This window comes from Sphingomonas sp. H160509, assembly GCF_024124765.2.
Taxonomy (GTDB): domain Bacteria; phylum Pseudomonadota; class Alphaproteobacteria; order Sphingomonadales; family Sphingomonadaceae; genus Sphingomonas.
On record NZ_JAMXSR020000002.1, the window covers coordinates 1,297,407 to 1,319,940 of the forward strand.

The 22,534-nt window shown below is 66.2% G+C and carries 10 protein-coding genes and 6 pseudogenes; 7 read left to right on the forward strand and 9 right to left on the reverse strand.

The window, feature by feature from the left end; all coding sequences use genetic code 11:
- Positions 1-106 precede the first annotated feature (106 nt).
- The 3 genes and pseudogenes from NHF48_RS08040 to NHF48_RS08050 all read left to right on the forward strand — a co-directional run bounded on the left by NHF48_RS08040 (position 107) and on the right by NHF48_RS08050 (position 5,080).
- Positions 107-3,288, forward strand: a pseudogene (locus NHF48_RS08040) (efflux RND transporter permease subunit).
- Between the two features lie 44 nt (positions 3,289-3,332).
- Positions 3,333-4,713: pseudogene (locus NHF48_RS08045) on the forward strand (efflux transporter outer membrane subunit).
- 91 nt (positions 4,714-4,804) lie between these two features.
- Entirely contained in the window at positions 4,805-5,080 is a 276-nt protein-coding gene (locus NHF48_RS08050; protein WP_253070794.1) for a hypothetical protein, read from the forward strand.
- A 21-nt stretch (positions 5,081-5,101) separates the two neighbouring features.
- Here the strand turns inward: NHF48_RS08050 and NHF48_RS08055 are convergent, their stop codons facing one another.
- A complete protein-coding gene (locus NHF48_RS08055) occupies positions 5,102-5,389 on the reverse strand; it encodes a hypothetical protein (protein WP_253070795.1) in 288 nt (95 codons plus the stop codon).
- A 109-nt stretch (positions 5,390-5,498) separates the two neighbouring features.
- On the opposite strand from NHF48_RS08055, the gene NHF48_RS08060 reads away from it, so the two are divergent.
- Positions 5,499-5,651, forward strand: a complete 153-nt coding sequence (locus NHF48_RS08060; RefSeq protein ID WP_156362382.1) for a hypothetical protein — start codon at positions 5,499-5,501, stop codon at positions 5,649-5,651.
- A gap of 48 nt (positions 5,652-5,699) precedes the next feature.
- Complete coding sequence (locus NHF48_RS08065) at positions 5,700-7,088, forward strand: lactonase family protein (RefSeq protein WP_253070796.1); 1,389 nt, start codon at positions 5,700-5,702, stop codon at positions 7,086-7,088.
- 64 nt (positions 7,089-7,152) lie between these two features.
- On the opposite strand, the pseudogene NHF48_RS08070 reads toward NHF48_RS08065, so the two are convergent.
- The 6 genes and pseudogenes from NHF48_RS08070 to NHF48_RS08095 all read right to left on the reverse strand — a co-directional run bounded on the left by NHF48_RS08070 (position 7,153) and on the right by NHF48_RS08095 (position 16,174).
- Positions 7,153-8,700 (reverse strand): annotated as a pseudogene (locus NHF48_RS08070) (DHA2 family efflux MFS transporter permease subunit).
- A gap of 275 nt (positions 8,701-8,975) precedes the next feature.
- Positions 8,976-10,140: pseudogene (locus NHF48_RS08075) on the reverse strand (efflux RND transporter periplasmic adaptor subunit).
- Positions 10,137-11,546 (reverse strand): efflux transporter outer membrane subunit, encoded by a 1,410-nt coding sequence (locus NHF48_RS08080; protein WP_253070798.1) that lies wholly within the window; start codon positions 11,544-11,546, stop codon positions 10,137-10,139. Before NHF48_RS08080 ends, NHF48_RS08075 begins: the two are co-directional and overlap by 4 nt.
- Positions 11,543-12,013 carry a MarR family winged helix-turn-helix transcriptional regulator gene (locus NHF48_RS08085; RefSeq protein WP_253070799.1) on the reverse strand — a complete coding sequence of 157 codons (471 nt, stop codon included), beginning with the start codon at positions 12,011-12,013 and terminating at the stop codon, positions 11,543-11,545. Before NHF48_RS08085 ends, NHF48_RS08080 begins: the two co-directional genes overlap by 4 nt.
- A 201-nt stretch (positions 12,014-12,214) precedes the next feature.
- Entirely contained in the window at positions 12,215-15,799 is a 3,585-nt protein-coding gene (locus NHF48_RS08090) for an autotransporter domain-containing protein (protein ID WP_253070800.1), read from the reverse strand.
- A gap of 225 nt (positions 15,800-16,024) precedes the next feature.
- Entirely contained in the window at positions 16,025-16,174 is a 150-nt protein-coding gene (locus NHF48_RS08095; RefSeq protein ID WP_156362381.1) for a hypothetical protein, read from the reverse strand.
- Between the two features lie 240 nt (positions 16,175-16,414).
- On the opposite strand from NHF48_RS08095, the gene NHF48_RS08100 reads away from it, so the two are divergent.
- Positions 16,415-16,657, forward strand: coding sequence for a hypothetical protein (locus NHF48_RS08100; protein WP_263816818.1), 243 nt, complete (start codon positions 16,415-16,417; stop codon positions 16,655-16,657).
- Positions 16,658-16,861: 204 nt separating this feature from the next.
- A pseudogene (acnA, locus tag NHF48_RS08105) lies at positions 16,862-19,548 on the forward strand (aconitate hydratase AcnA).
- Positions 19,549-20,077: 529 nt separating this feature from the next.
- Here the strand turns inward: acnA and NHF48_RS08110 are convergent.
- Positions 20,078-20,948 (reverse strand): annotated as a pseudogene (locus NHF48_RS08110) (S-methyl-5'-thioadenosine phosphorylase).
- Complete coding sequence (locus NHF48_RS08115; protein WP_107953838.1) at positions 20,945-22,336, reverse strand: amino acid permease; 1,392 nt, start codon at positions 22,334-22,336, stop codon at positions 20,945-20,947. Before NHF48_RS08115 ends, NHF48_RS08110 begins: the two are co-directional and overlap by 4 nt.
- Positions 22,337-22,534 lie beyond the last annotated feature (198 nt).

The window sequence follows — 22,534 nt, forward strand, 5'->3', positions numbered from 1 at the left end:
AACTGAGCCCCGGCCTGGGTTCCCATCGAAGTAATACTTCGATGGGGCCCCGCCGCCGGGGTGGTGTTGGGGCGTGTCCGTCGCTCTTCTTTCGAGGACACAAACCATGCGCTTCTCGCGCTTCTTCATCACCCGGCCGATCTTCGCGGGCGTGATCGCGGTGATCATCACGATCGTCGGCGCGATCGCCTACATGACGCTGCCGGTGTCGCAATATCCCGACATCGTCCCCCCCACCGTCACCGTCAGCGCGACCTATCCCGGCGCCTCTGCCGAGACGGTCGCCGAGACCGTCGCCGCGCTGATCGAGCAGGAGATCAACGGCGTCGACAACATGCTGTACCAGTCGTCGCAATCGACCGGCGACGGCAAGGTGACGATCACCGTCACCTTCAAGATCGGTACCAACCTCGACGCCGCGCAGGTGCTCGTCCAGAACCGCGTCGCGGTCGCTGTCCCGCGCCTGCCCGAAGACGTCCAGCGTCTCGGCGTGGTGACGCGCAAGACGTCGCCCGACTTCCTGATGGTGGTGAACCTCGTCTCGCCCGACAACTCGCTCGATCGCGGCTACATCTCCAACTACGCGCTGACGCAGGTCCGCGATCGCCTCAGCCGTATCGACGGCGTCGGCGACGTGCAGCTGTTCGGCGCGCGCGATTATTCAATGCGCGTGTGGATCGATCCCGGCCGCGCCGCCGCGCTCGACCTCACCGCCGGCGAGATCGTCGCGGCCTTGCGCGCGCAGAACGTCCAGGTCGCCGCCGGCACGCTCGGCCAGCCGCCCTATGACAAGGGCAACAGTGCGTTCCAGCTCAATGTCGAGACGCAGGGCCGCCTGACCGATCCCAAGCAGTTCGCCGACGTCGTCATCCGCACCGACGCGCAAGGCCGCCAGGTCCGCGTCTCGGACGTCGCGCGCGTCGAACTCGGCGCGCAGGATTACGGCGCCAACACCTATCTCAGCGGCAAGCCGACGGTCATCGCCGCGGTCTTCCAGCGTCCCGGCTCGAACGCGCTCGGCGCGGCACAAGCCGTCACCGCCGAGATGGAAAGCATGTCGAAGCGCTTCCCCAAGGGCCTCGAATACAAGGTCATCTACAACCCGACCGAGTTCATCGCCCAGTCGATCGACGCGGTGAAGCATACGCTCTTCGAGGCGATGGTCCTCGTGGTACTCGTCATCCTCGTCTTCCTGCAGAAGTGGCGCGCGGCGATCATCCCGATCGTGGCGATCCCGGTCTCGCTGATCGGCACCTTCGCGGTGCTCGCCGCCGCCGGGTACAGCCTCAACAACCTCTCGCTGTTCGGCCTCGTCCTCGCGATCGGCATCGTCGTCGATGATGCGATCGTCGTGGTCGAGAATGTCGAGCGCAACCTCGAACACGGGCTGTCCCCCTTGGAAGCGGCGCGCACGTCGATGGACGAAGTGTCGGGCGCGCTGGTCGCGATCGTGCTCGTGCTGTGCGCGGTGTTCATCCCGACCGTGTTCCTCACCGGGCTGTCGGGCGCGTTCTACCGCCAGTTCGCGGTGACGATCTCGACTGCGACGATCATCTCGCTGCTCATCTCGCTGACGCTATCGCCGGCACTTGCCGCAATGCTGCTCAAGCCGACCGCCCCCGCCGATTCCGGCAACCGCCTGACCCGTACGGTCCGCCGCGCCGGCGATGCCTTCAACCGCGGGTTCGAGCGGATGAGCGACAGCTATGCCCGCCTCACCGCGCGCCTGGTCACCGCGCCGCGCCGGATGATGATCGCCTATGCCGCGTTGATCGCGGTCACGGTCGGCGTGTTCACGATCACCCCGTCGGGCTTCGTCCCCGCGCAGGACCAGGGCTACTTCCTGACCGTCATCCAGCTTCCGCCCGGCTCGTCGGTCGAGCGCACCGACGCGGTCATGCAGAAGGTCGCGAAACGCATCCTGCCGCTTGCCGGCGTCAAGGGCGCGGTGATGCTCGCGGGCTTCGACGGCCCCTCGCAGACGCTCGCCCCCAACTCGGCCGCCGCGTACATCCCGCTGAAAAGCTTCGAGGAACGCAAGAAGCTCGGCGTCACGCTCGCCAGCATTATGGCGGAATCGCAGAAGGCGACCGGCGACATCACCGAAGCGCGCCTGCTGATCGTCCCGCCGCCGCTGATCCAGGGCATCGGTTCCGCCGGCGGCTATCGCCTGATGGTGCAGGACCAGGGCGGCCACGGTTACGCCGACCTCGGCAAGACGAGTTACGCACTGATCGGCCAGGCGAACCAGACCAAGGGTCTCGCCCAGATCTACACGTTCTTCGACACCGCCACGCCGCGCATCTTCGCCGACGTCGACCGCGCCAAGGCCAACCTTCTCGGCGTTCCACCTGAGCGCGTGTTCGAGGCGCTGCAGGTCTATCTCGGCTCGGCATTCGTCAACGACTTCAACCTGCTGGGCCGGACTTACCGCGTCACCGCGCAGGCCGACGCACCGTTCCGCAACACCACCGCGGACATCGCCAACCTGAAGACGCGCTCCAACTCGGGCCAGATGGTCCCGGTCGGCTCGGTCTCGACGTTCAAGGACAAGACCGGCCCGTACCGCGTGGTCCGCTACAACCTCTTCCCCGCGGTCGAGGTCGATGGCGACACCGCCAAGGGCTATTCGTCGGGCCAGTCGCTGGTCGCGATGGAGAAGCTCGCCGATGCGTCGCTGCCCGCCGGCTACGCGCATGAATGGACCGGAATCGCCTATCAGCAGAAGGCAGCCGGCAGCACCGCCGCACTCGTCTTCGGCATGGCGGTGGTGTTCGTCTTCCTCGTGCTCGCCGCGCAATATGAGAGCCTGACGTTGCCGCTCGCGATCATCCTGATCGTGCCGATGTTGCCTGCTCGCAGCGATGACCGGCGTGAACCTGCGAGGTATGGACAACAACGTCCTCACGCAGATCGGCCTGGTCGTGCTGATTGCGCTCGCCGCGAAGAACGCGATCCTCGTGGTCGAGTTCGCCAAGCAGGCCGAGGAACAGGACGGCCTCACCCCCGTCGAGGCGGCGGTACGCGCGGCGAAGGACCGGTTGCGGCCGATCCTGATGACGAGCTTCGCGTTCATTCTCGGCGCTGTACCGCTGGTGATCGCGACGGGTGCCGGTGCGGAACTCCGCCAGGCGCTCGGGACCGCGGTGTTCTTCGGGATGATCGGCGTGACCGGGTTCGGCCTGCTCTTCACCCCCCACCTTCTATGTCGTCGCACGGGCGCTGGCGCTGCGGTTCGAACGCCGCCGTCCCGCCGCACCCGCCGCGACCCTTCAGCCAGCCGAATAGGACCAGCATCATGAAGTCCGCCCCTCCTCGCGAGCCTCTCGGCGCTGACGCTCGCCGCGTGCGCCGCCGGCCCCGACTATGTCGCGCCGATCACCCCACCCAAGGCAGCGGCGTCGTTCGTCACCGCCAACGCCGCGACCGTCACGACCGCGCCCGACAACGACTGGTGGCGGATGTACCGCGACCCGGTCCTCGACGGCCTCGTCGCGGATGCGCTCGCGGCGAACACCGACCTCCGCGTCGCCGTCGCCCGGCTCGACAGCGCGCGCGCGTCCCTGCGCGGCGCGAAGACCGACCGCGAACCCCAGGTGAACGCGGGCGCGAGCGGTAATTACGCGCGCACTTCGCAGCTACAGAACCTGCCCGGCCTCGACCGCGAGCGTGCTACCTATGACGTAGGCCTGGACGTCAGCTACGAGGTCGATCTCGCCGGCCGAGTTCGCCGCAACGTCGAAGCAGCCCGCGGTGACGTCGGCGCCGCGCAGGCCGATGCGGATGCCGTCCGCGTCTCGATCGTCGCCGCCACCACGCGTGCCTATGTCGACGCAGCCTCGTCCGCCGAACGCCTCGCGGTCGCCCGGCGGATCGTCGACCTGCTCGACAAGTCGAACACGCTGACCGGCAAGCGCGTCGACGCCGGTCGCGCAGCCCGCCTCGACCAGGTCCGGATCGCCGCCCTGCGCGACCAGCGCGCCGCCAACATCCCGCAGATCGAAGCCGAGCGCCAGGCGGCATTGTTCCGCCTTGCCACGCTCACCGGCCGCACCCCGCAGGATCTGCCCGCAACCGCCGGCGCGCGCACCACCACGCCGCGCCTCGACCAGCCGATCCCGATCGGCGACGGCGCCGCGTTGCTCGCCCGTCGCCCCGATGTCCACGCCGCCGAACGCCGCCTCGCGGCAGCGACCGCACGGATCGGCGTCCAGACCTCGCAGCTCTATCCGCAGATCTCGCTCGGCGGTTCGATCGGCTCGACCGCACTCAGCGTCGGCGACATCTTCACAGGCGGCCCGATCCGTTGGCTGCTCGGGCCCCTGCTGAACTGGTCGCTCAACCAGTCCGCCGCCCGCGCCCGCATTGCCGGTGCCGAGGCGGACTCACGCGGCGCGCTCGCCAATTTCGACGGCAGCGTCCTCACCGCGCTCGAGGAAACCGAAACCGCGCTGTCGAACTACGCCCGCGAACTCGATCGCCGGACTCAACTCCAGTCCGCGCACGACAACGCCGCCACCGCCGCCCGCATCACCCGCGCTCGCCAGCGCGAAGGCCAGATCGATTTCCTCGACGTCCTTGATGCCGAACGTACGCTAGCCGACACGGACACGGACCTCGCCGCCGCCGACTCGCGGATCGCGGGGGGCGCAAGTCGACCTGTTCCGTGCGCTGGGTGGTGGCTGGCAGGCGCCAAGTCGCCCCGCCGCATGAGGTAGATGCAGCCAGAAACGATACGTTAACAAACATAATGGTGTAAGGAGCGACTAAGATAGATCAAGTTTGACATCTGGCGGAATGCAGTATGACCGACGACATCGCACAGACGGATACGAACGCCGCAGCGTGGCGTGATCGGGCCACGTATCATGAAGACCGGGCTGCGCAGGAACGGGTACTTGCCGTTTCCGCGCGCTCGGACGCGGCCTACACCGCGCATCGGGTACTCAGCGAGCGACATCTTCAACTCGCGGCGACCGCCGAACTGGTCGCCGAAATGCCGGATGCCGAACCACCGCAAAGCTCGTCGCTGGAGCAGACCGGCGACCTGATCCGCCGGAGTTACGGTGATGCCGGATAGCAGCCTATCCGACCGGGAATGTCAGGCGATGTCGGCCTTGCCCAGGTTGATCTTGTCGTAGAGCGCAAGCAACGCGGTCACTTCCTCGACCACGGTCTCCTGCTCAGCCCGCCAGCGCGCGGTGGCGTCGTGCGACGGGATACCATCCTGCCCGTCATGCAGCGTGAACCCTTGGTCTATCAGCCAGATCGCGTCGCTCGCCCGCGAACGCTGTCGTCGCAGGTGATAGACCCATTGCTCGATTATCCCCGAAGGTACCAGTCTATCCAGATCGCCCATGACGCCGCGGTAGGGCAACGCCGACGCCAATACCAGTCTCTGGAAATTTTGCCGCAACACACTCCTTCCGGGGGGAGGATTTCGAGATTAACCGTGTTGCGAAATCCGGCCGCAATATCGTGCGGCCAAAAGCATGGTAATGGATTTTCTCCCACACCCTTCCGTGATCGAACGCAGGATGGACGACCAGTCCGTGCTCGCGATTCAGGCGCCGAACGCGATCATCGCGCGGATGCACGAAGAACTCGCGTTGCTGTACCGCGAGCAGTTGGTCGCGCTGATCGAGCGCTGATCTGAATTGGGATGCGATGCAGCACCGACCGCGGTTAGAAGCCGACGGATGACCTGTTCCGACCCCCACCCCAACACCGCAAAATTCCTCTGGATCGGCACCTATGCCGGCGGAGGCGGTATGGGCATCTATCCGCTTGATCAAATTGGCACGCTCGCCGCGCCCTACGCGGACGCACGCAACGCATCGTTCGGCACCTATTCGTCGCGGTTCGATCTTCACTATCTGGTCGACGAGCAGGACGACGGTGCGCTCGGCGTATACCGTCGCACCGCCTCGGGCTGGGTCCGGCTAGCGCATGTCCCGGTCGGTGGCGCAGCACCGTGCCACGTCGCGCTGGATCGCACGCAATCCTGCGTCGCGGTCGCGAACTATGCGAGCGGGAGCGTCTCGATGTTTTGGCTGGATCCACGGATTGGCCTGCCGATCGGCCAGCCAACGGTGCACCCCAATAGCGGCAGCGGGCCAAACCCCGAACGCCAGCAATCGCCGCACGCGCACTGGGTCGGCTTCGGTCTCGACAACCGGTTTTTGTATGCCGCGGATCTCGGTACCGACGAAGTGATCGCCTTCTCTCTCGACGCGGAACGGGCAACACTTGGAGAGCCGTACACTGCGCTTAAGGCCGTGCCCGGATCAGGACCGCGCCACCTGTTTTTCCACGAGCAGCACCCGCGATCGGCGTATCTTATCTGCGAACTCGACAGCACGCTTCTCGCGCTCGACGTTCAGGGTCGCGATTTGCAACGTCGTGCGTCCGTATCCACCCTCCCCGCAGACTGGCACGGCGCAAACATCGTCGCGCACATCGGTGCCAATGCCGCGGGTGACAGGCTGTACGTCTCCAACCGCGGCCACGACAGCATCGCGGTCTTCGCGCTGAACGAAGACGGCGATCCCACCCCTCCTCCAGCATATCGCCAGCGGAGGCGCATCGCCGCGCTTCTTCATGGTGTTGGAAGTGGAAAACCGAATGATCGTCGTCCACGAACGCGATCAGCGCGTGACGATGCTCGATATCCTGCCGGACGGAACGCTCGCCCCAACCGACTTCGCGGTGCACGTTCCCGGCGCCGCGTTCGCATTCATCGCCTAGCTGACGCTGGCGATCAGCAGAGTGAGCTCGGTACGGACCGGGTTGTCGTCGATGCGGATCGGCTTCACCGCACGGCGCTTGACGGGATAGGACGCGCGCACCGCGTCGCACAGATCCTTGACCGAGACGCGCACGCACGCCCCTTCGTCGCAGACCAGGCGCGGCGTGCTGATCGATTGGATGCAGGTCGTCGGCGTACCGGCCCAGACTGGCGCGGCGCTAGACAAAAGGCATGCGGCTGCGATCCGCAAAACGGTGTTCTTGGTCATCATGGTAGCTGGCCCCCCACAGGCAGTTCGTATCTGGTAAAGCGACCGTTAGGGGCCAAGTGGTTGCGATAACGTTTCAATCGGCGGGCAATCGTACGACGGCCCGCCGGTGGTAAGAAAACGACAACCGGAGCGATCAATCCGCGGCGATCGGTCCTTGGGGAGGGGCTCGCGCGTCGCGTGAACCAGACGATGATCACCATCGCGAGGCACAGCCAGGCCGAGATACGGAACAGGTCGGTCGACGCGAGCAGATACGCCTGCGCCACCATCTGCCGCGTGATCGCGCCGGCCGCCTGCACGTCGGTCAGCCCGATCCGGGTCAGCGCACCCTGCGCCATCTGGTAGGGGCGAACCGGTCCCGATCGCTTCCGACAACCGGCTCTGGTGCAGTGTCTCGCGACGATCCCAGGCGGTGGTGATGATCGACGCGGCGAAGCTGCCCGAGGTGATGCGCGCGAAGTTCGAGATGCCCGTCGCCGACGGCAACCGCTCAGCCGGGATACGGTCGAGCGAGATCGTCAGCATCGCGAGGAAGAACGTGCTCATCGCGATCCCCTGCACCATCAGCGGCAGCATCAGGTCGTAGAAGCTCGCGCCCGTCGTGTAGCCCGAGCGGAGATAATAGGAGTAGCCGAACGACGCGAATGCCACCGTGGCGAGGATGCGCGCGTCGATCTTGCCGCTCAGTCGGGCCACGAACGGCGTCAGGATCACTGCCACCGCGCCCGATGGTGCGGCGACCAGCCCCGCCCAGGTCGCGGTGTAGCCGAGCTGCGTCTGCAACCAGAGCGGCAGCAGCAGCGTGTTGGCGAAGAACACCGCATAGCCGAGGCAGAACGCGATCGTCCCGATCGTGAAGTTGCGGCTCTTGAACAGCGACAGGTTCACCGCCGGGTTGGCGTCGGTCAGCTCCCCAGATAATCCAGCCGACAAAGCCGATCGCGGCGACGACCGCGGCGATGACGATGCGGTCGGCGGCGAACCAGTCGTCGTTCTTGCCGAGATCGAGCACGATCTGCAGCGCGCCGACCCAGATCACCAGCAGGATCAGCCCGACCTGGTCGATCGGCAGCTTCCGCGTCGGCGTGTCGCGCTTGCCCAGCTTGTTCCAGCACACGAACGCGCAGAACATCCCGAACGGCACGTTGATCAGGAAAATCCAGCTCCAATGATAATTGTCGGAGATGTAGCCGCCCAGGATCGGCCCCATGATCGGCGCGACCAGCGTGGTCATCGACCAGATGCCGAGCGCGGTGGAGCGCTTGTGGACGGGGAAGATCGCGATCAGCAGCGCCTGGCTGCCGGGGATCATCGGTCCGGATACCGCGCCCTGGAGGATGCGGAAGCCGATCAGCGACGGCAGGTCCCAAGCGATCCCGCACAGGAACGACGCGATCGTGAACAGGAAGACGGAAACGCAGAACGTCCGCACCACGCCGAACCGCCCCATCAACCACCCGGTCAGTGGCACCGCGACGCCGTTGGCGACCGCGAACGCGGTGACGATCCAGGTGGAGTTGTCGCTGGAAACGCCGAGATTGCCGGCGATGGTGGGGAGCGAGACGTTGGCGATCGTCGTATCGAGCACCTGCATGAAGGTGCCGAGCGCGAGCGCGAATGCGGTGAGCGCGAGCGAGCCGCCGACGAGAGGGGCGGGACCGGGACCGGAGGGGGCTGCCATTATACGGCACTCGCCTGAGAGGGGATGACCACCCCAAAACCACCACCCCGGCGAAGGCCGGGGCCCAGTTGGAGGACGCTGGTGCCGAAAGACAGCGCGCCGTTACGACCACCTCTCCAACTGGGCCCCGGCCTCCGCCGGGGTGGTGGCCCCTGACATAGCGGACGGCCCGTTCCTTGTTTCCCCGCGAAGGCGGCGACTCAGACTGGACTCCCGCCTTCGCGGGAGAACAAAGAGGAAGGGACCGGACCCTACTAGCGGCCACCGCAAAACCATCACCGGTTAGCCGCGATGATCTGGCGGATCTTCGCATCGACCGCGGCATCCCCCTGCCCTGTCGCCAGCCCCCTTATACGCCGCCACCGCAGGCCGCCCGACCATCGTGCCCGACTTGTCCGCGGTATCGACGATCGCGTTCACCGACAGCCCAACCCGCAGCGGATTGCGCCGCAGCTCACCCTTGTCGAGCGCGATACGCACCGGCACGCGCTGGGTAATCTTGATCCAGTTCCCGCTCGCGTTCTGCGGCGGCAGCAGCGCGAACGCGTTCCCGCTACCCGCGCCCAGCCCGACGACATGGCCGTGATAGACCAAATCATCGCCGTACATGTCCGCCGTGACCGTCGCTGCCTGCCCGATCCGCAGATCGCGCAACTGTGTCTCGCGGAAGTTCGCATCGACCCAGACCCGATCGAGCGGCACGACGGCCATCAGCGGCATCCCCGCCGAAACCTGCTGCCCAAGCTGCACGGTGCGTTGCGCGACAACGCCGTCGATCGGCGCGACGACGTGCATGTGGCTGCGCGTGATCGCCGCGCGTCGATAGGCCGCGATCGCCGCCAACACTGCCGGGTTGTTCGACACCGTGGTGCCGACCACCCCGTTGCGCGACTGCGCCTGCTGGCTCCGCGCGAGTTGCAGCGTCGCGCTCGCGACCTTCACCTGGTCCGCCGCGTGGCTGAGTTCCTCGCCCGAGATCGCGCCCTCCGCGGCCGCACCACGACGACGCCCAAGATCGTTCCGCGCCCGTGCCAGTTCAGCCTCCGCCTGCACGACCGCGGCCCCGGTCTCGTTCACCTTCGAGAAGTCCGACCGCGTCGCGCGCACCGCCCGTGCGAGTTCCGCCTCCGCCGACGCAACGCCGACATCGGCGGTCGCGGCGTCGAGGTCGATCAGCGGCTGGCCCGCCTTCACGACTTGCGTATTGTCCGCATGGATCGCGGTCACCTGCCCCGGATCGCGCGCGGTGATCGCCACCACGTCGCCCGCGACATAGGCGTCATCGGTCTCCTGCTCGGGCGCAGCGAGCAGGAAGTGGAACACCGCCCACACGATCGCGCCGATCACGACGACCACGCCGAGGATCGTCAACGCGCGCTTGCGGGCGCGCGGATTGCCGGTCGGAGCCGCGGCAGGCGCCGGCGTTTGCGTATCGGTCATCGCGTCATCCCCTGAAAATCATAACCACCACCCACCGCCAGCACGAGCTGCACGCGCTGTTGCGCGGCATCGGCGGCGAGGTCGGCATCGGCCTGTTCGGCGGCCAGCGTACGGACGTCGTTGTCGACGAGGTCGAGCCGGCTATCGAGGCCGCTCGACACGCGGATCGCGTTCAGCCGCCCGGTCTCGGCATAGCCGCGCACCACCTCGCGCTGTCGCTGCCGGTCCGCATCTAGCGCCCCGATCCGCGCCACCGCGTCCCCCGCCTCGCGCACCGCACCGATCACCCGGTCGTTATAATCCGCGGTCGCCAGATCGAGCGCCGCGGTCGCGCCCGCGAGATCCGCCTTCAACCGGCCATTGTCGAAGATCGGCAGATGGATCGCCGGCCCGACGCCGACCGTGCCGGCATCGAGCGAGAACAGATTGCCCAGCCCGACCGCCTGGAACCCCGCCAGCGCCGCCAGATTGACGTTCGGATAAAACGCCTTCCGCGCAACCTGACGCCCGGCGGCCGCGGCCTCGATTCGCGCCTGCGCCGCCGCGATATCGGCACGCCGCGCGAGCAGGTCGGCGGGTACGGTCTTGGGCAACGGCAGCGCTGCATCGAGCCGCAACGCGGTCACGCCAATCGTCGCAGGATAATCCGCACCACGCCCGGCCAGCGCCGCCAGCGCATTCTTCGCGAGCACCTGCGCCGCCTGCGCACGCAGCAACGCCTGCCGTGCCTGCGCCAGCAACGTCGTCGCGGCCTGCGCGTCGAGCTTGCTCGCAAGGTTGTTGCGGATCCGCACGTTCACGAGCCGAAGCGAATTCTGCCGCGTCGCGATCGTACGCTGGGCAATACCAGCCTGCGCCTCGGCGCGTTCGAGATCGATATAGGTCTGCACCACCGCCCCCGACAGCGCCATCCGCGCCGCCGCGACGTCGAGCGAAGCCGCACGCACCGACGCCCGAGCACCCTCGATCGCAGCCTTCTGACGTCCGAACAGATCGAGGTTCCAGCTGAGGTTCGCCGCGGTCGACCCGACGAACCGCGTCGACCCCGCATAGGGCGGCGGGATCGTGTAGCGCCCGCTCAGTCGCGCCAATTGCTCCTGCGCATCGAGCGTCACGTCGGGGCCGTTGTCCGCCCGCCGCGTCGAGAGCACGGCCTGCGCCTGCGCGACCCGTGCCAGCGCCGCATCGAGCGACGGGCTGCCCGCGACCGCATCGCGCACCAGCCGATCGAGTTGCGGATCGCCGAACGACCGCCACCAGTCGGCGGCGATCACCGGCGCGGCGTCCGGAGACAACCCCAGCGCCGTGGTCGATACCGGCTCCACGACGGTCTTCGACGCCGGGATCGCGCATCCCGCGAGCAGCCCCGCCACCGTGATCGGGGCTAGGGCAGTGCCAATTTTCATGCGCGGCGTCCTTCGGTCAGAGCGTCGTCCAGCGTCGTGCGGAGTTTCTGCATCAGTTCGATCAACTTCTCGATTTCGGCCCGGTCCCAGCCCGTCAGCAGACTATTCCAGTATTCTATGATCTTATCGCGACACCGGATCGCGACCGCCTCACCGTCGGGCGTCAGCTCGAGATTGAGCACCCGCCGGTCGTCGCTCGCCCGCGACCGCGTGACCCACCCGTTCTGCTCCATCGCGTCGACCAGCCGCGTCGTCGCACCCTTGTCGTGCGACAGATCCCGCGCGAGGTCGGCACACGTCGCCGCCCGGCCTGCGAGGATGGACATGAGCGCCGACCACTGCGTCCCGGACAGACCCTCCGCCGCGAACACCGGCTCGATCAGGCTCTGCCCGATCTGATGGATCCGCCGCGCGAGGTAGCCGAGCGAGCAGTCCGGTCCGAATTCCGATTTGGTGTAAAACGCCATTTCGTTGCCATGGCAACCATTGCCCAGGCAGTCAATTGCGCGTTTTGCATGTGAGGTGATGACGGCGGACTGGTGGATGGCCGCGACTCGAAAGCGCTCGGTCCCCCGGATCTCAGGCAGGCTTGGCCGCGAATACGAAAAGGGCCACCCGCACGAGCGGATGACCCTTTCGCCATTCCAACGATCTGGAACTGCCCCCGATCAGAAGCGGATCTTGATCGAGCCCTTGTACGACTGGTTCGACACGTCCTTGCGCTCGACGGTGGTGTCCGCACCGACCGAGATGTCGACGCTGTCACCGACCAGCGTCAGCCTCGCGCTGATCTCGCCCCAGTTCTTGTCCTGCCCAACCAGCGCGAACAGTGCGTTCGGACCGATCCCGCCGACGAAGTTCGCACCGAACACGCCCGGCGTCGACTGGAAGTCGTGGACGTAGTTCGCCGCAGCATACGGCCGGATCGAGGTGCCGCCGCTGAGCGTCAGCCCGGCGCGACCCTGCAGGCTGTCGAAACTGTCGCGATCGACGAACAGAGCCGGTCCGCCGCCATTCTCGATCGACTTGCCGAAGCCGATATGGCTTGCACGCATCGACACGCGCGGGCCGACCTTGAGCATCGACAGGTCGAACGCCTTGCCGAGCCCGACCTCGCTGACGACGGTCAACGCGTTGTCGGTGCCGCGCAGACGATAGCTGGTGCCGACGAAGCCGACATTGCGATCGGTCTTGGCGACGAACGCGCCTGCGCTGAACTGCGTATCGAGGACGATCCCCGATGCCGTCTCCAGCTTGCCGTACAGCGTGCCCTGGAACAGCTCGCCCTTCGCGCGCTGCGCGATCCCGCCGGTGGTGCCGTCGGTGTTGGTGTACGAGAACGAGAAGCCGATCACGCCGCCCTCGCCTGCCTGCTTCTCAACGCCCACAGCCGCGAAATAGCCGTCGAACTTGTCATGCCCGCCGAACGGATTGGTCCCCGGCATCGACCGGCTCTTGCCGTCGATATAGCCGCCCGCGATGAAGCCGCTCATGTCGTCGGGCAGACGACCCTGCTGCAGCACGGTGCCGCTCGAATCGCTCATCGTGTCCTGCCCGCCGGGAAGGTCGCTCGCCATCAGCGAGGCGACCTGGACCGGCTTGCCGATCAGCGCCAGCGTACCGCCGAGCCCGCCACGCGTATCGATCTGCGCAATGTGATCACGGTAGAAGCGCGACATCGTGTCGATCGACGCGACGCCGAGGTTCGACTTGAGCGTTTCGGCCCGCGGCGCAAGGCCCTCCAGCGTCGAGCGGATCGTCGCCGCGTTCTGCAGGTCGAGCGAGCCATAGACGTTGCTCAGCGCCGCATAGTTGGACCGGTTCTGGTCGAGCAGCCCGGCATAGGCCGACTGGACCGGCGTTGCATCGACGACGTTGCGATACTGACCCGCGAGGATCCGCACCTGCACCGCGTTGGCACTGTAGACATAGCTCGGTGTCAGGACCGCGCTCAGCGGGGTCGCCGCACCGAACGCGCCCGTGATGCCGCCCTGTGCGGTCAGGATCGTGTAGAGATCGTTATACCGCACGGTATAGCCGGCGACCGGCGCGAACCCGACGCGACCGCTGAGGCTGATGATGCCGTTGGTCGCGGCCCCTGCCGCATTGAACGTCGTCGCCGCGAAGGCGAGCTTGTCCGAGGTGCCGTTCGGGCCGAGATCGACCAGCAGGTTGGTGCTCGAGGCGAGCACGCCGTTGCCGCCGATCGTCAGCGTGCCGATCGTCCCCGTCGTGCCGGGTGCGATCATCCCGGCGACGCTGGTGAAGAACGGCGTGTTGATCCGCCCCGAACCGGTCAGCATGCCCGACAGCATGAAGTAATCGCCGGGCGTCGAGATCACGCCGTCGTTCTGGACGACGCCGGTCACCTGGTTGATCGCCATCAGGCTGGTGAGCGACCCGGCCGACGTCACCGCCAGCTTCGCCGTGCTGCCCGCGACGGTGAACTTGTCGACCGTCACCGCCGAGTTCAGCGTGGTCGTGCCCGCAGCCGACAGCGTGACGTCGTAATAGCGTGCGCTGCGCTGCGTCGTGCGATCGGGGTCGATGTTGTTCGGCACGAAATTGCTCGCACCCGGCAGGCCGTTGGCGAGCGTCGGCGACAGGACCGCCAGTGCTACTGCATCGCCACCAGCGCCGGTGGTACCCGCCTGCGCGATGCTCTCGGCGCTACCGCCGAGCGTCGCGATATCCACGCTGGTCTTCTGCGCAATCGACTCGACGATCTTGCCTTCGCCGACCGTACCCGGTGCGCCCTTCGACGCAACGGCAACACCAGCCGCAGCCGATGTCGTTGCGCCATTGGTCGCAACCGGCTTGCCGTCGACATAGGTGACGTTGGTCTTGATGTCTAAACAGACGTCGATGCCGAAACCAGGCTCCTGATCGCAAATCTGTCCGAACTTGTTCGCGTCTCCTGCTATCCCGGCCCCGGTCGTGGTCGGCACGCCGTTCACAAGCTTGCCGTCGACGATGATCTGGTAATTCGGATCGAGCGCCGTCACCCAATGCGACGCATCGGTCCACAGCCCGTCGCCAGTCTTCGTCTGTGCATAGCGGTAAGGATTGTTCGCCGCGATATAGTCCGAGAACAGGTATAGCGGCTGGTAAAAGCTCGCCGTGCCATAGGCGCCGAATGGCTGTTCGTTGAAAAAGCGATTGCCGCCCGACAGCACGCCGATCACGACCTGTTTGGCGAACGTCCGATCGAGGATCAGCGGACCGCCCGAATCACCACCCGCCGTCGTGCCTTCCTTGGCCAGCGGCGCGTCCTTGAACACGTTGAAATCATACGGGCTTGCAGCAGCGGTGCCATGGCGGGGATCGTCGAAATCGAGCTGGTACAGGTTCTGCGGCATGCCATCGATGGAGCCATAGAGGAACCCGTTCAGGTCATCGAACGAGCCGAGGATACCGATCGTGTTCTCGGCGATGCGGCGGCGGTAATCGATGCCGTTGGTGTCGCCGACCAGCGTGCCGCCCTGACCGCTGCGACCATAGCCGGTGATCGTGACGTGATAGCCGGTTCCGGTGGTGTCGCCGATCGACGCAGGCGCGGGCAGTGCCGACAGCAGCAGCGCCCAGGTCGGCACGTTGGCCGCCGGCGTATCCAGCGTCGCGATCGCGACGTCGCCCTGCAGGAAGTTCTGCGAGAGCCCGAGCTTCAGCGAGTCGGCGTTATAGACGACCTGGTTGACGTTATAGAGGAAGTTGGCGGTGTTGGTCTTGTACTGCTGCGTGTTGACTGCGCCGGTCGCGGTCGTCGGCAGGAACCAGTCGAGCAGGGCCGGACGGTTGTTCTGCTGGAAACCGAACGCGATCGGGATGCCACCGCCCTGCGCACCATAGCCCCAGGGGTTCTGCGCGCCGGTGCCGGCGGCGTTCTCGTTCACGCAGTGCGCGGCGAAGATCACCGTGCGCGGATTGATCAGCGTCCCCGTGCACAGGCCGACGCCGCCGCCGCCCGTCGAGATCGTCATCTGGCCTACGCCGTTGACGCCGTTGCCGGGATCCTGCGCGGTCGTCGGCGTGCCGGGCGCCGAAATCACGATGTTCGGTTCGGACACGAGGTCGGCGGGGTTCAGCGCGCTTGAATAGGCGATCGATTCAGGCCGCGGCAGGCGATCCTGCGCGGCCGCGATCGACGGCAGCGCCGCCGCGGCGAGCAACGCCGTCGAGGTCAGCAAGGCCGCGCGTGCATGGCGCGATCCGGTGCGTGCGCCGCGCGTGCGCGAGGTAGCGATAGTCGTCACATTCATCCCCTTGTCCGCGCCGCCCGCTGTGGGGCGTACGCCAATGTGACGAGGGTATGCAGACCATTTTGGGAACGCAATCAATGACTACGCTTCGTTCACGCTATTGTAATATTCCGTCGCGAACGTTGTAAAATTGTCACCGCGAGGCCGTTCTGGGCCATTCGATGTTTCACCGCGCCGCGAGCGTTACTGCTCCCTCGGTTGGCTCAGAATTGGGTATTGTCAGGCGCTCGCCGGAGGAGTGTCCGCCAGTTCGTCGAGACAATGCGCGAGCAACGCTGCCATCAGGTATCGCTGCTGACCGTCGGCAATCGCCAACGCGTTTTCGATTGCGTCACGGAGAATCTGGGTGTCGTCGGTATTGTCGCCCATGCCCTGTGTTCGGGTATGATGCGACGCCGCGCAATGTGAGAGGTTATCCTCGCCGTTACCAACCTGAGTTAGTCTTTAGAATGACATGATTTTTGCTAGCGCGTCGCAACCGCGATCTGTCATGTTAGCGTATGGCAATCGACACCGACTCGGCCCGCACCGCGGAAAACCTCCTCACGGTACGCGACATGCGCGGGGGACATATTTCCCAGCGAAATCTTCGACGAACACGCATGGAACATGCTGTTGCGGCTGTTCGTCGCCGAAGCCAGCGATGAAGCCATTACCGCACCCGACCTGATGGCGCTCACGAAGACGCCGCCGGCGGTGGGCCAGCGCTGGCTCGCCCATCTCGTCGCGGATGCGCAGATCGAGCCCTATTCGGACGGCGGCACTATAACGCTCACCCGTTCCGCGGTCGATCGCATGAACATGTTCCTGCGACGCGCGGCCGGCGTCCACGAAAGCGATGGTCCCGCCTGACGCGCCAGTGCACTCGTCCACTCGGCAACGCGCAGGCGGAATAACCGGCCCACGGCACTCCCGCGCCCTTCCCCGATGCGCTCCCCCTTGCTAAGGCCCCTCCGGTAACAGCATTTTTCGCTCGGTCCCCGACGCGCCCGCGTGGCCTATACGGCTGCTTTCCCCTCGGCGCCCGGCGGCCCGACGCCCACGGGAAGGACCCCTATGACTGCCATCGGCCAGGACACCCTCAAGACCCGCACCAGCCTCTCCACCGGCGGCAAGTCGTACGACTATTACAGCCTCGCCAAGGCGTCGGAACAGCTCGGCGACATCAGCCGCCTACCGTTCTCGATGAAGGTCCTTCTCGAGAACCTGCTCCGCTTCGAGGACGGCGTGACGGTCACGCGCGAGGATATCCAGGCGATCGTCGACTGGCAGAAGGAGCGTCGCAGCGACCGCGAGATCCAGTATCGCCCCGCCCGCGTACTTATGCAGGATTTCACCGGTGTTCCCTGCGTGGTCGACCTCGCCGCAATGCGCGACGCGATGACCAAGCTCGGCGGCAACCCCGAGAAGATTAACCCGCAGGTTCCCGTCCACCTCGTCATCGATCACTCGGTGATGGTCGACGAGTTCGGCACCCCGCAGGCGTTCCATGACAATGTCGACCTCGAATACGAGCGCAACATCGAGCGCTATGAGTTCCTGAAGTGGGGCAGCAAGGCGCTCGACAATTTCCAGGTCGTCCCCCCGGCACCGGCATCTGCCACCAGGTGAACCTCGAATATATCGGCCAGGCCGTCTGGTCGTCGGCGTCGTCGGGTGACCACGGCGACGGTACGATGATCGCATATCCCGACACGCTGGTCGGCACCGACAGCCACACGACAATGATCAACGGCCTGGGCGTACTCGGCTGGGGCGTCGGCGGGATCGAGGCCGAGGCCGCGATGCTCGGCCAGCCCGTCTCGATGCTGATCCCCGAAGTCGTTGGCTTCAAGCTGCTCGGCAAGCTGAACGAGGGCATCACCGCCACCGATCTCGTGCTCACCGTCACGCAGATGCTGCGCGCCAAGGGCGTGGTCGGCCGCTTCGTCGAGTTCTTCGGCCCCGGCCTGTCGTCGATGACGCTCGCCGATCGCGCGACGATCGCCAACATGGCGCCTGAGTACGGCGCAACCTGCGGCTTCTTCCCGATCGACGACAAGACGCTCGATTACATGCGCCTCACGGCACGGTCCGACGAGAATGTCGAGCTGGTCGAGGCCTATGCTAAGGCCAACGGCTTCTGGCGCGACGAGAACGCGGAAGACCCCGTCTTCACCGACACGCTCGAACTCGACATGGGCACCGTCGTCGCATCGCTCGCCGGCCCGAAGCGCCCGCAGGACCGCGTCAGCCTCAACAAGGTCGACGAGGTGTTCAACAGCGACCTCCACAAGCTGTACCACAAGGGAGCAGCCCGCCCGCGTCGCGGTCGAAGGTCGCGAGCATGACATCGGCGACGGCGACGTCGTGATCGCCGCGATCACCAGCTGCACCAACACGTCGAACCCGTCGGTGCTGGTCGCCGCAGGGCTCGTCGCGCGGAAAGCGAACGCACTCGGCCTCAAGTCGAAGCCGTGGGTGAAGACCTCGCTCGCCCCCGGTTCGCAGGTCGTCACCGACTATCTCGACAAGGCTGGCCTTACCGCCGACCTGAATGCGCTCGGGTTCAACCTCGTCGGCTATGGCTGCACCACCTGCATCGGCAACTCGGGCCCGCTGGCGCCTGCGATCTCGGCTGCGATCAACGAGAACGACCTCGTCGCCGCGTCGGTGCTGTCGGGCAACCGCAACTTCGAGGGCCGCGTCTCGCCCGACGTCCGCGCCAACTTCCTCGCCTCGCCCCCGCTCGTCGTCGCCTATGCGATCAAGGGGCACCGTCACGACCGACATGATCGAGACGCCGCTGGGTCAGGGTTCGGACGGGCAGGACGTGTATCTGCGCGATATCTGGCCGACCAACGAGGAAGTCCGCACGACGATGGACGCCAACATCGACGCCGGCATGTTCGGTGCGCGCTACGGCGATGTCTATGCGGGCGACGCCAAGTGGCGCGAGATCGACGTCACGGGCTCGGACACGTACCAGTGGCGTGCGGGCTCGACATATGTCGCCAACCCGCCCTACTTCGACGGCCTGTCGATGACCCCCCGCCCCGGTGCAGGACATCATCGACGCCAAGCCGCTCGCGATCCTCGGCGATTCGATCACCACCGATCACATCTCGCCGGCCGGTTCAATCAAGGCCGACAGCCCCGCTGGTCGCTTCCTGCAGGAGCATCAGGTCAGCAAGGCCGACTTCAACAGCTATGGCGCACGCCGCGGCAACCATGACGTGATGATGCGCGGCACCTTCGCCAACATCCGCATCAAGAACGAGATGGTCCCCGGCATCGAGGGCGGCATGTCGAAGTACGACGGCGAAGTCATGGCGATCTACGACGCCGCCATGCGCTTCAAGCAGGACGGCACCCCGCTCGTGATCGTCGCCGGCAAGGAATACGGCACCGGCTCGTCGCGCGACTGGGCGGCGAAGGGCACCAACCTGCTCGGCGTCCGCGCGGTCATCACCGAAAGCTTCGAGCGCATCCACCGCTCGAACCTGGTCGGCATGGGCGTGCTGCCGCTGCAGTTCGCCGAGGGGACCGATCGCAAGACGCTCGGCCTCGACGGTTCGGAGACGTTCACGATCCTCGACGTGGCGAGCATCCGCCCGCGTCAGGACGTCACGGTCAAGATGACCCGCGCCGACGGGTCGAGCGAGACGTTCCAGACCAAGTGCCGGATCGATACCGTCAACGAGCTGGAATATTTCCTCAACGGCGGCATTCTCCACTACGTCCTGCGCAAGCTGGCCGCGTAAGACTGCGCTACGATCCTCCCCCCGCAAGGGGGAGGTGACGCCGTAGGCGACGGGGGAAGACACGGAACAGAGGTTGCCCTTACCTCCCCCTCCGTCAGACAAGCGCCTGCCACTTCCCCCTTGCGGGGGAGGATCGATAGACTTCCAAAATCTCAAGCTATTGCCGCGCGCCCCGCGTCGCGATTCCCCGCGCTTCCAGGACAAAAAAAGGCGGGGCGATCGCAAGGATCGCCCCGTAGTTCAGGGAGAAGACCGGGACAGGGGAGACCCGGTCAAGTCGCCGTCCACAGGGGGAGAGGGAGCGGCGACGCACTCCCCTTCGCGCCGATATGTTGCAGGGATATGTCGAACACGGCGAATGACGAACTTTTCACCTGATGGAATTCGAAGGTACACGCGCTGTCGCAATCCTCCCCCGCCAGGGGGAGGTGGCAGGCGCCAGCCTGACGGAGGGGGAGGAAACGATAACGCCGGGTGCGTGTCCTCCCCTCCGTCACCTTCGGCGCCCCCTGGCGGGGGAGGATCGAGATCAAAATCCGAATGCCCGCCCCGCCACGGCATCCAGCTTCGCCACCAACGCCGGATCGCGAGCCTCCCGCGCCGTGATGATCGCGCTATCGAGGCACGTATCGATCGGCGAAGCATCCCGCTCCACCGGCAATGCGCGCAGCAACGCCATCACCATCGCCCGAGCCTTCGCCGCATTCGCGCCAAGCTGCGCCACGACCTGCGCGACATCGACGCCCGCCTCGTCCTCACGCCAGCAATCGTAATCGGTCACCATCCCGACCAGCGCGTACGGAAGCTCCGCCTCCCGCGCGAGCTTCGCCTCGGGCATCGCGGTCATCCCGATCACGTCGCAGCCCCATTGGCGGTAGAGCCGGCTTTCCGCCCGCGTCGAGAATTGCGGGCCTTCCATCGCGAGATAGGTGCCGCGATCGTCGACCTGCGCACCCGCCTCACGCGCGGCGTCGGCGGCATAGCGTGACAGCCGCGGACAAACCGGATCCGCCATCGACACATGCGCGACGAGGCCGGTGCCGAAGAAGCTCGACGGCCGCCCCTTGGTACGATCGACGAACTGGTCGACGACGGTGAAACTGCCGGGCGGGCGCTGCTCGACGAGCGATCCGACCGACGACACCGCCAGCACGTCCGTCACGCCGAGCCGCTTCAGCGCGTCGATATTGGCGCGCGCGTTGAGGTCGGAGGGGGATATCCGATGCCCCCGCCCATGCCGCGGCAGGAACGCCACCCCCGACATGCCCGACGCGCCCGGTATAGATCGCATCGGACGGCTCGCCCCAAGGCGTCTCCACCGTCTGCCAGCGCCCGTCCTCGATTCCGTCGACCGCGTACAACCCCGAGCCGCCGATGATCCCGATCGTCCAGCCGCTCATTCGGCGAGCGCTCTCGGGCGTGCGTAAACGAAGTAGATCACCAGCCCGAGCAGGTTCCAAAGTCCGAAATACAGTTGCGTCTTCGAGGGGAGGCTGAAGAAGAGATACAGGCAGCCGAGAATACCGATCGTCCCGACCAGCGTCGCCGCCGGCGCCCGGAATGTCCGCACCGCGTCGGGCGCCCGGCGACGCATCACCAGCATGCACGCACACACCGCAACGAACGCCGCGAGCGTGCCAGCATTGGCCAACGCGGCGATCTCCGCGAGCGGCAACAGCCCTGCGATCACCGCGACGATCGCCGCGGTGATCCACGTGATCCGCACCGGCGCGCCGCGCTTCGAGACCTTGGCGAGGCTCAACGGCAGCAACCCGTCACGCGCCATCGTGAAGAAGATCCGGCTCTGCCCGAACAGGAACGCGAGCAACACCGTCGGCAACGCGATGACAGCGGAAGCACCAAGGAATGTCGCGAACCCTGGCCGGCCGATCTCGCGCAGGATCAGCGCAAGCGGCTCTGCGCTGCCGGCAAACCGGGTGTAGGACAGCGCGCCGACGGCAGCGACCGCGACTAGGATGTAGATCGCGATGCACGCGACCATCGACCCGACGATCCCGATTGCGAGATCGCGCCCGGGGTTCTTGGTCTCCTCGGCCGCGGTGGAGATCGCGTCGAAGCCGTAGAACGCGAAGAAGATGATCGCCGCTGCCGCCATGACGCCGCGCTCGGCACCGTCGGGCTGGACCGCCTTGGGGAAGCCGTACGGCATGAACGGGTGCAGGTTGGCGCTGTTGAAATAATGCAGCGCGATGAACACGAACACGGCAAGCGCGATCATCTTCACGCCGACCAGCACCGCGTTCAACGTCGCACTCTCACGCGTGCCGAACGACAGCACGCCGGCGACGACCGCGATGATGAAGATCGCCGGCACGTTGAGGATGCCGCCGAGTTCGGGGCTGAGTGTCAGTGCCTCGGGAAATCCGAACGCGCCGCGCAGCAACGGCGCGGCATAGCCCGACCAGCCGACCGCGACGGTCGACACCACGAGGGAATATTCGAGGATCAGCGACCAGCCGATCACCCAGGCTATCAGCTCGCCAAGCACGACATAGCTATAGGTGTACGCGCTACCCGAGGCGGGGATCATCGTCGCCATCTCGGCATAGGCGAGCGCCGCGCAGGCACAGATCCCGCCGGCGATGATGAAGGACAGGATGACGGCGGGGCCCGCGAGCCCTGCGCCGACGCCGATCAGCGTCAGGATCCCGGTGCCGACGATGCCCCCGACGCCCATCGCGACGAGGTGCGGCCACGACAGGGTGCGCGCGAGCTGATGCTCCGGCGGCTGTTCGGTGACGATTTTTCGGCGAAACAGACTGGCCACGGATATCCCCCTTTTGTTGCGCGGGAAGTGGCACAGGACGGGACCGGGGGGCAAGGCCAGCGGCCAACCACTTACCCGAGCATCGATATCCTCCCCGGCGGAGGCCGGGGTCCAGTTGGCAAGGTCATCGTGACGATGCGCAGCGCAATGTCAGCAGCGTTTCTCAATTAGGCCCCGGCCTTCGCCAGGGGTGGTATA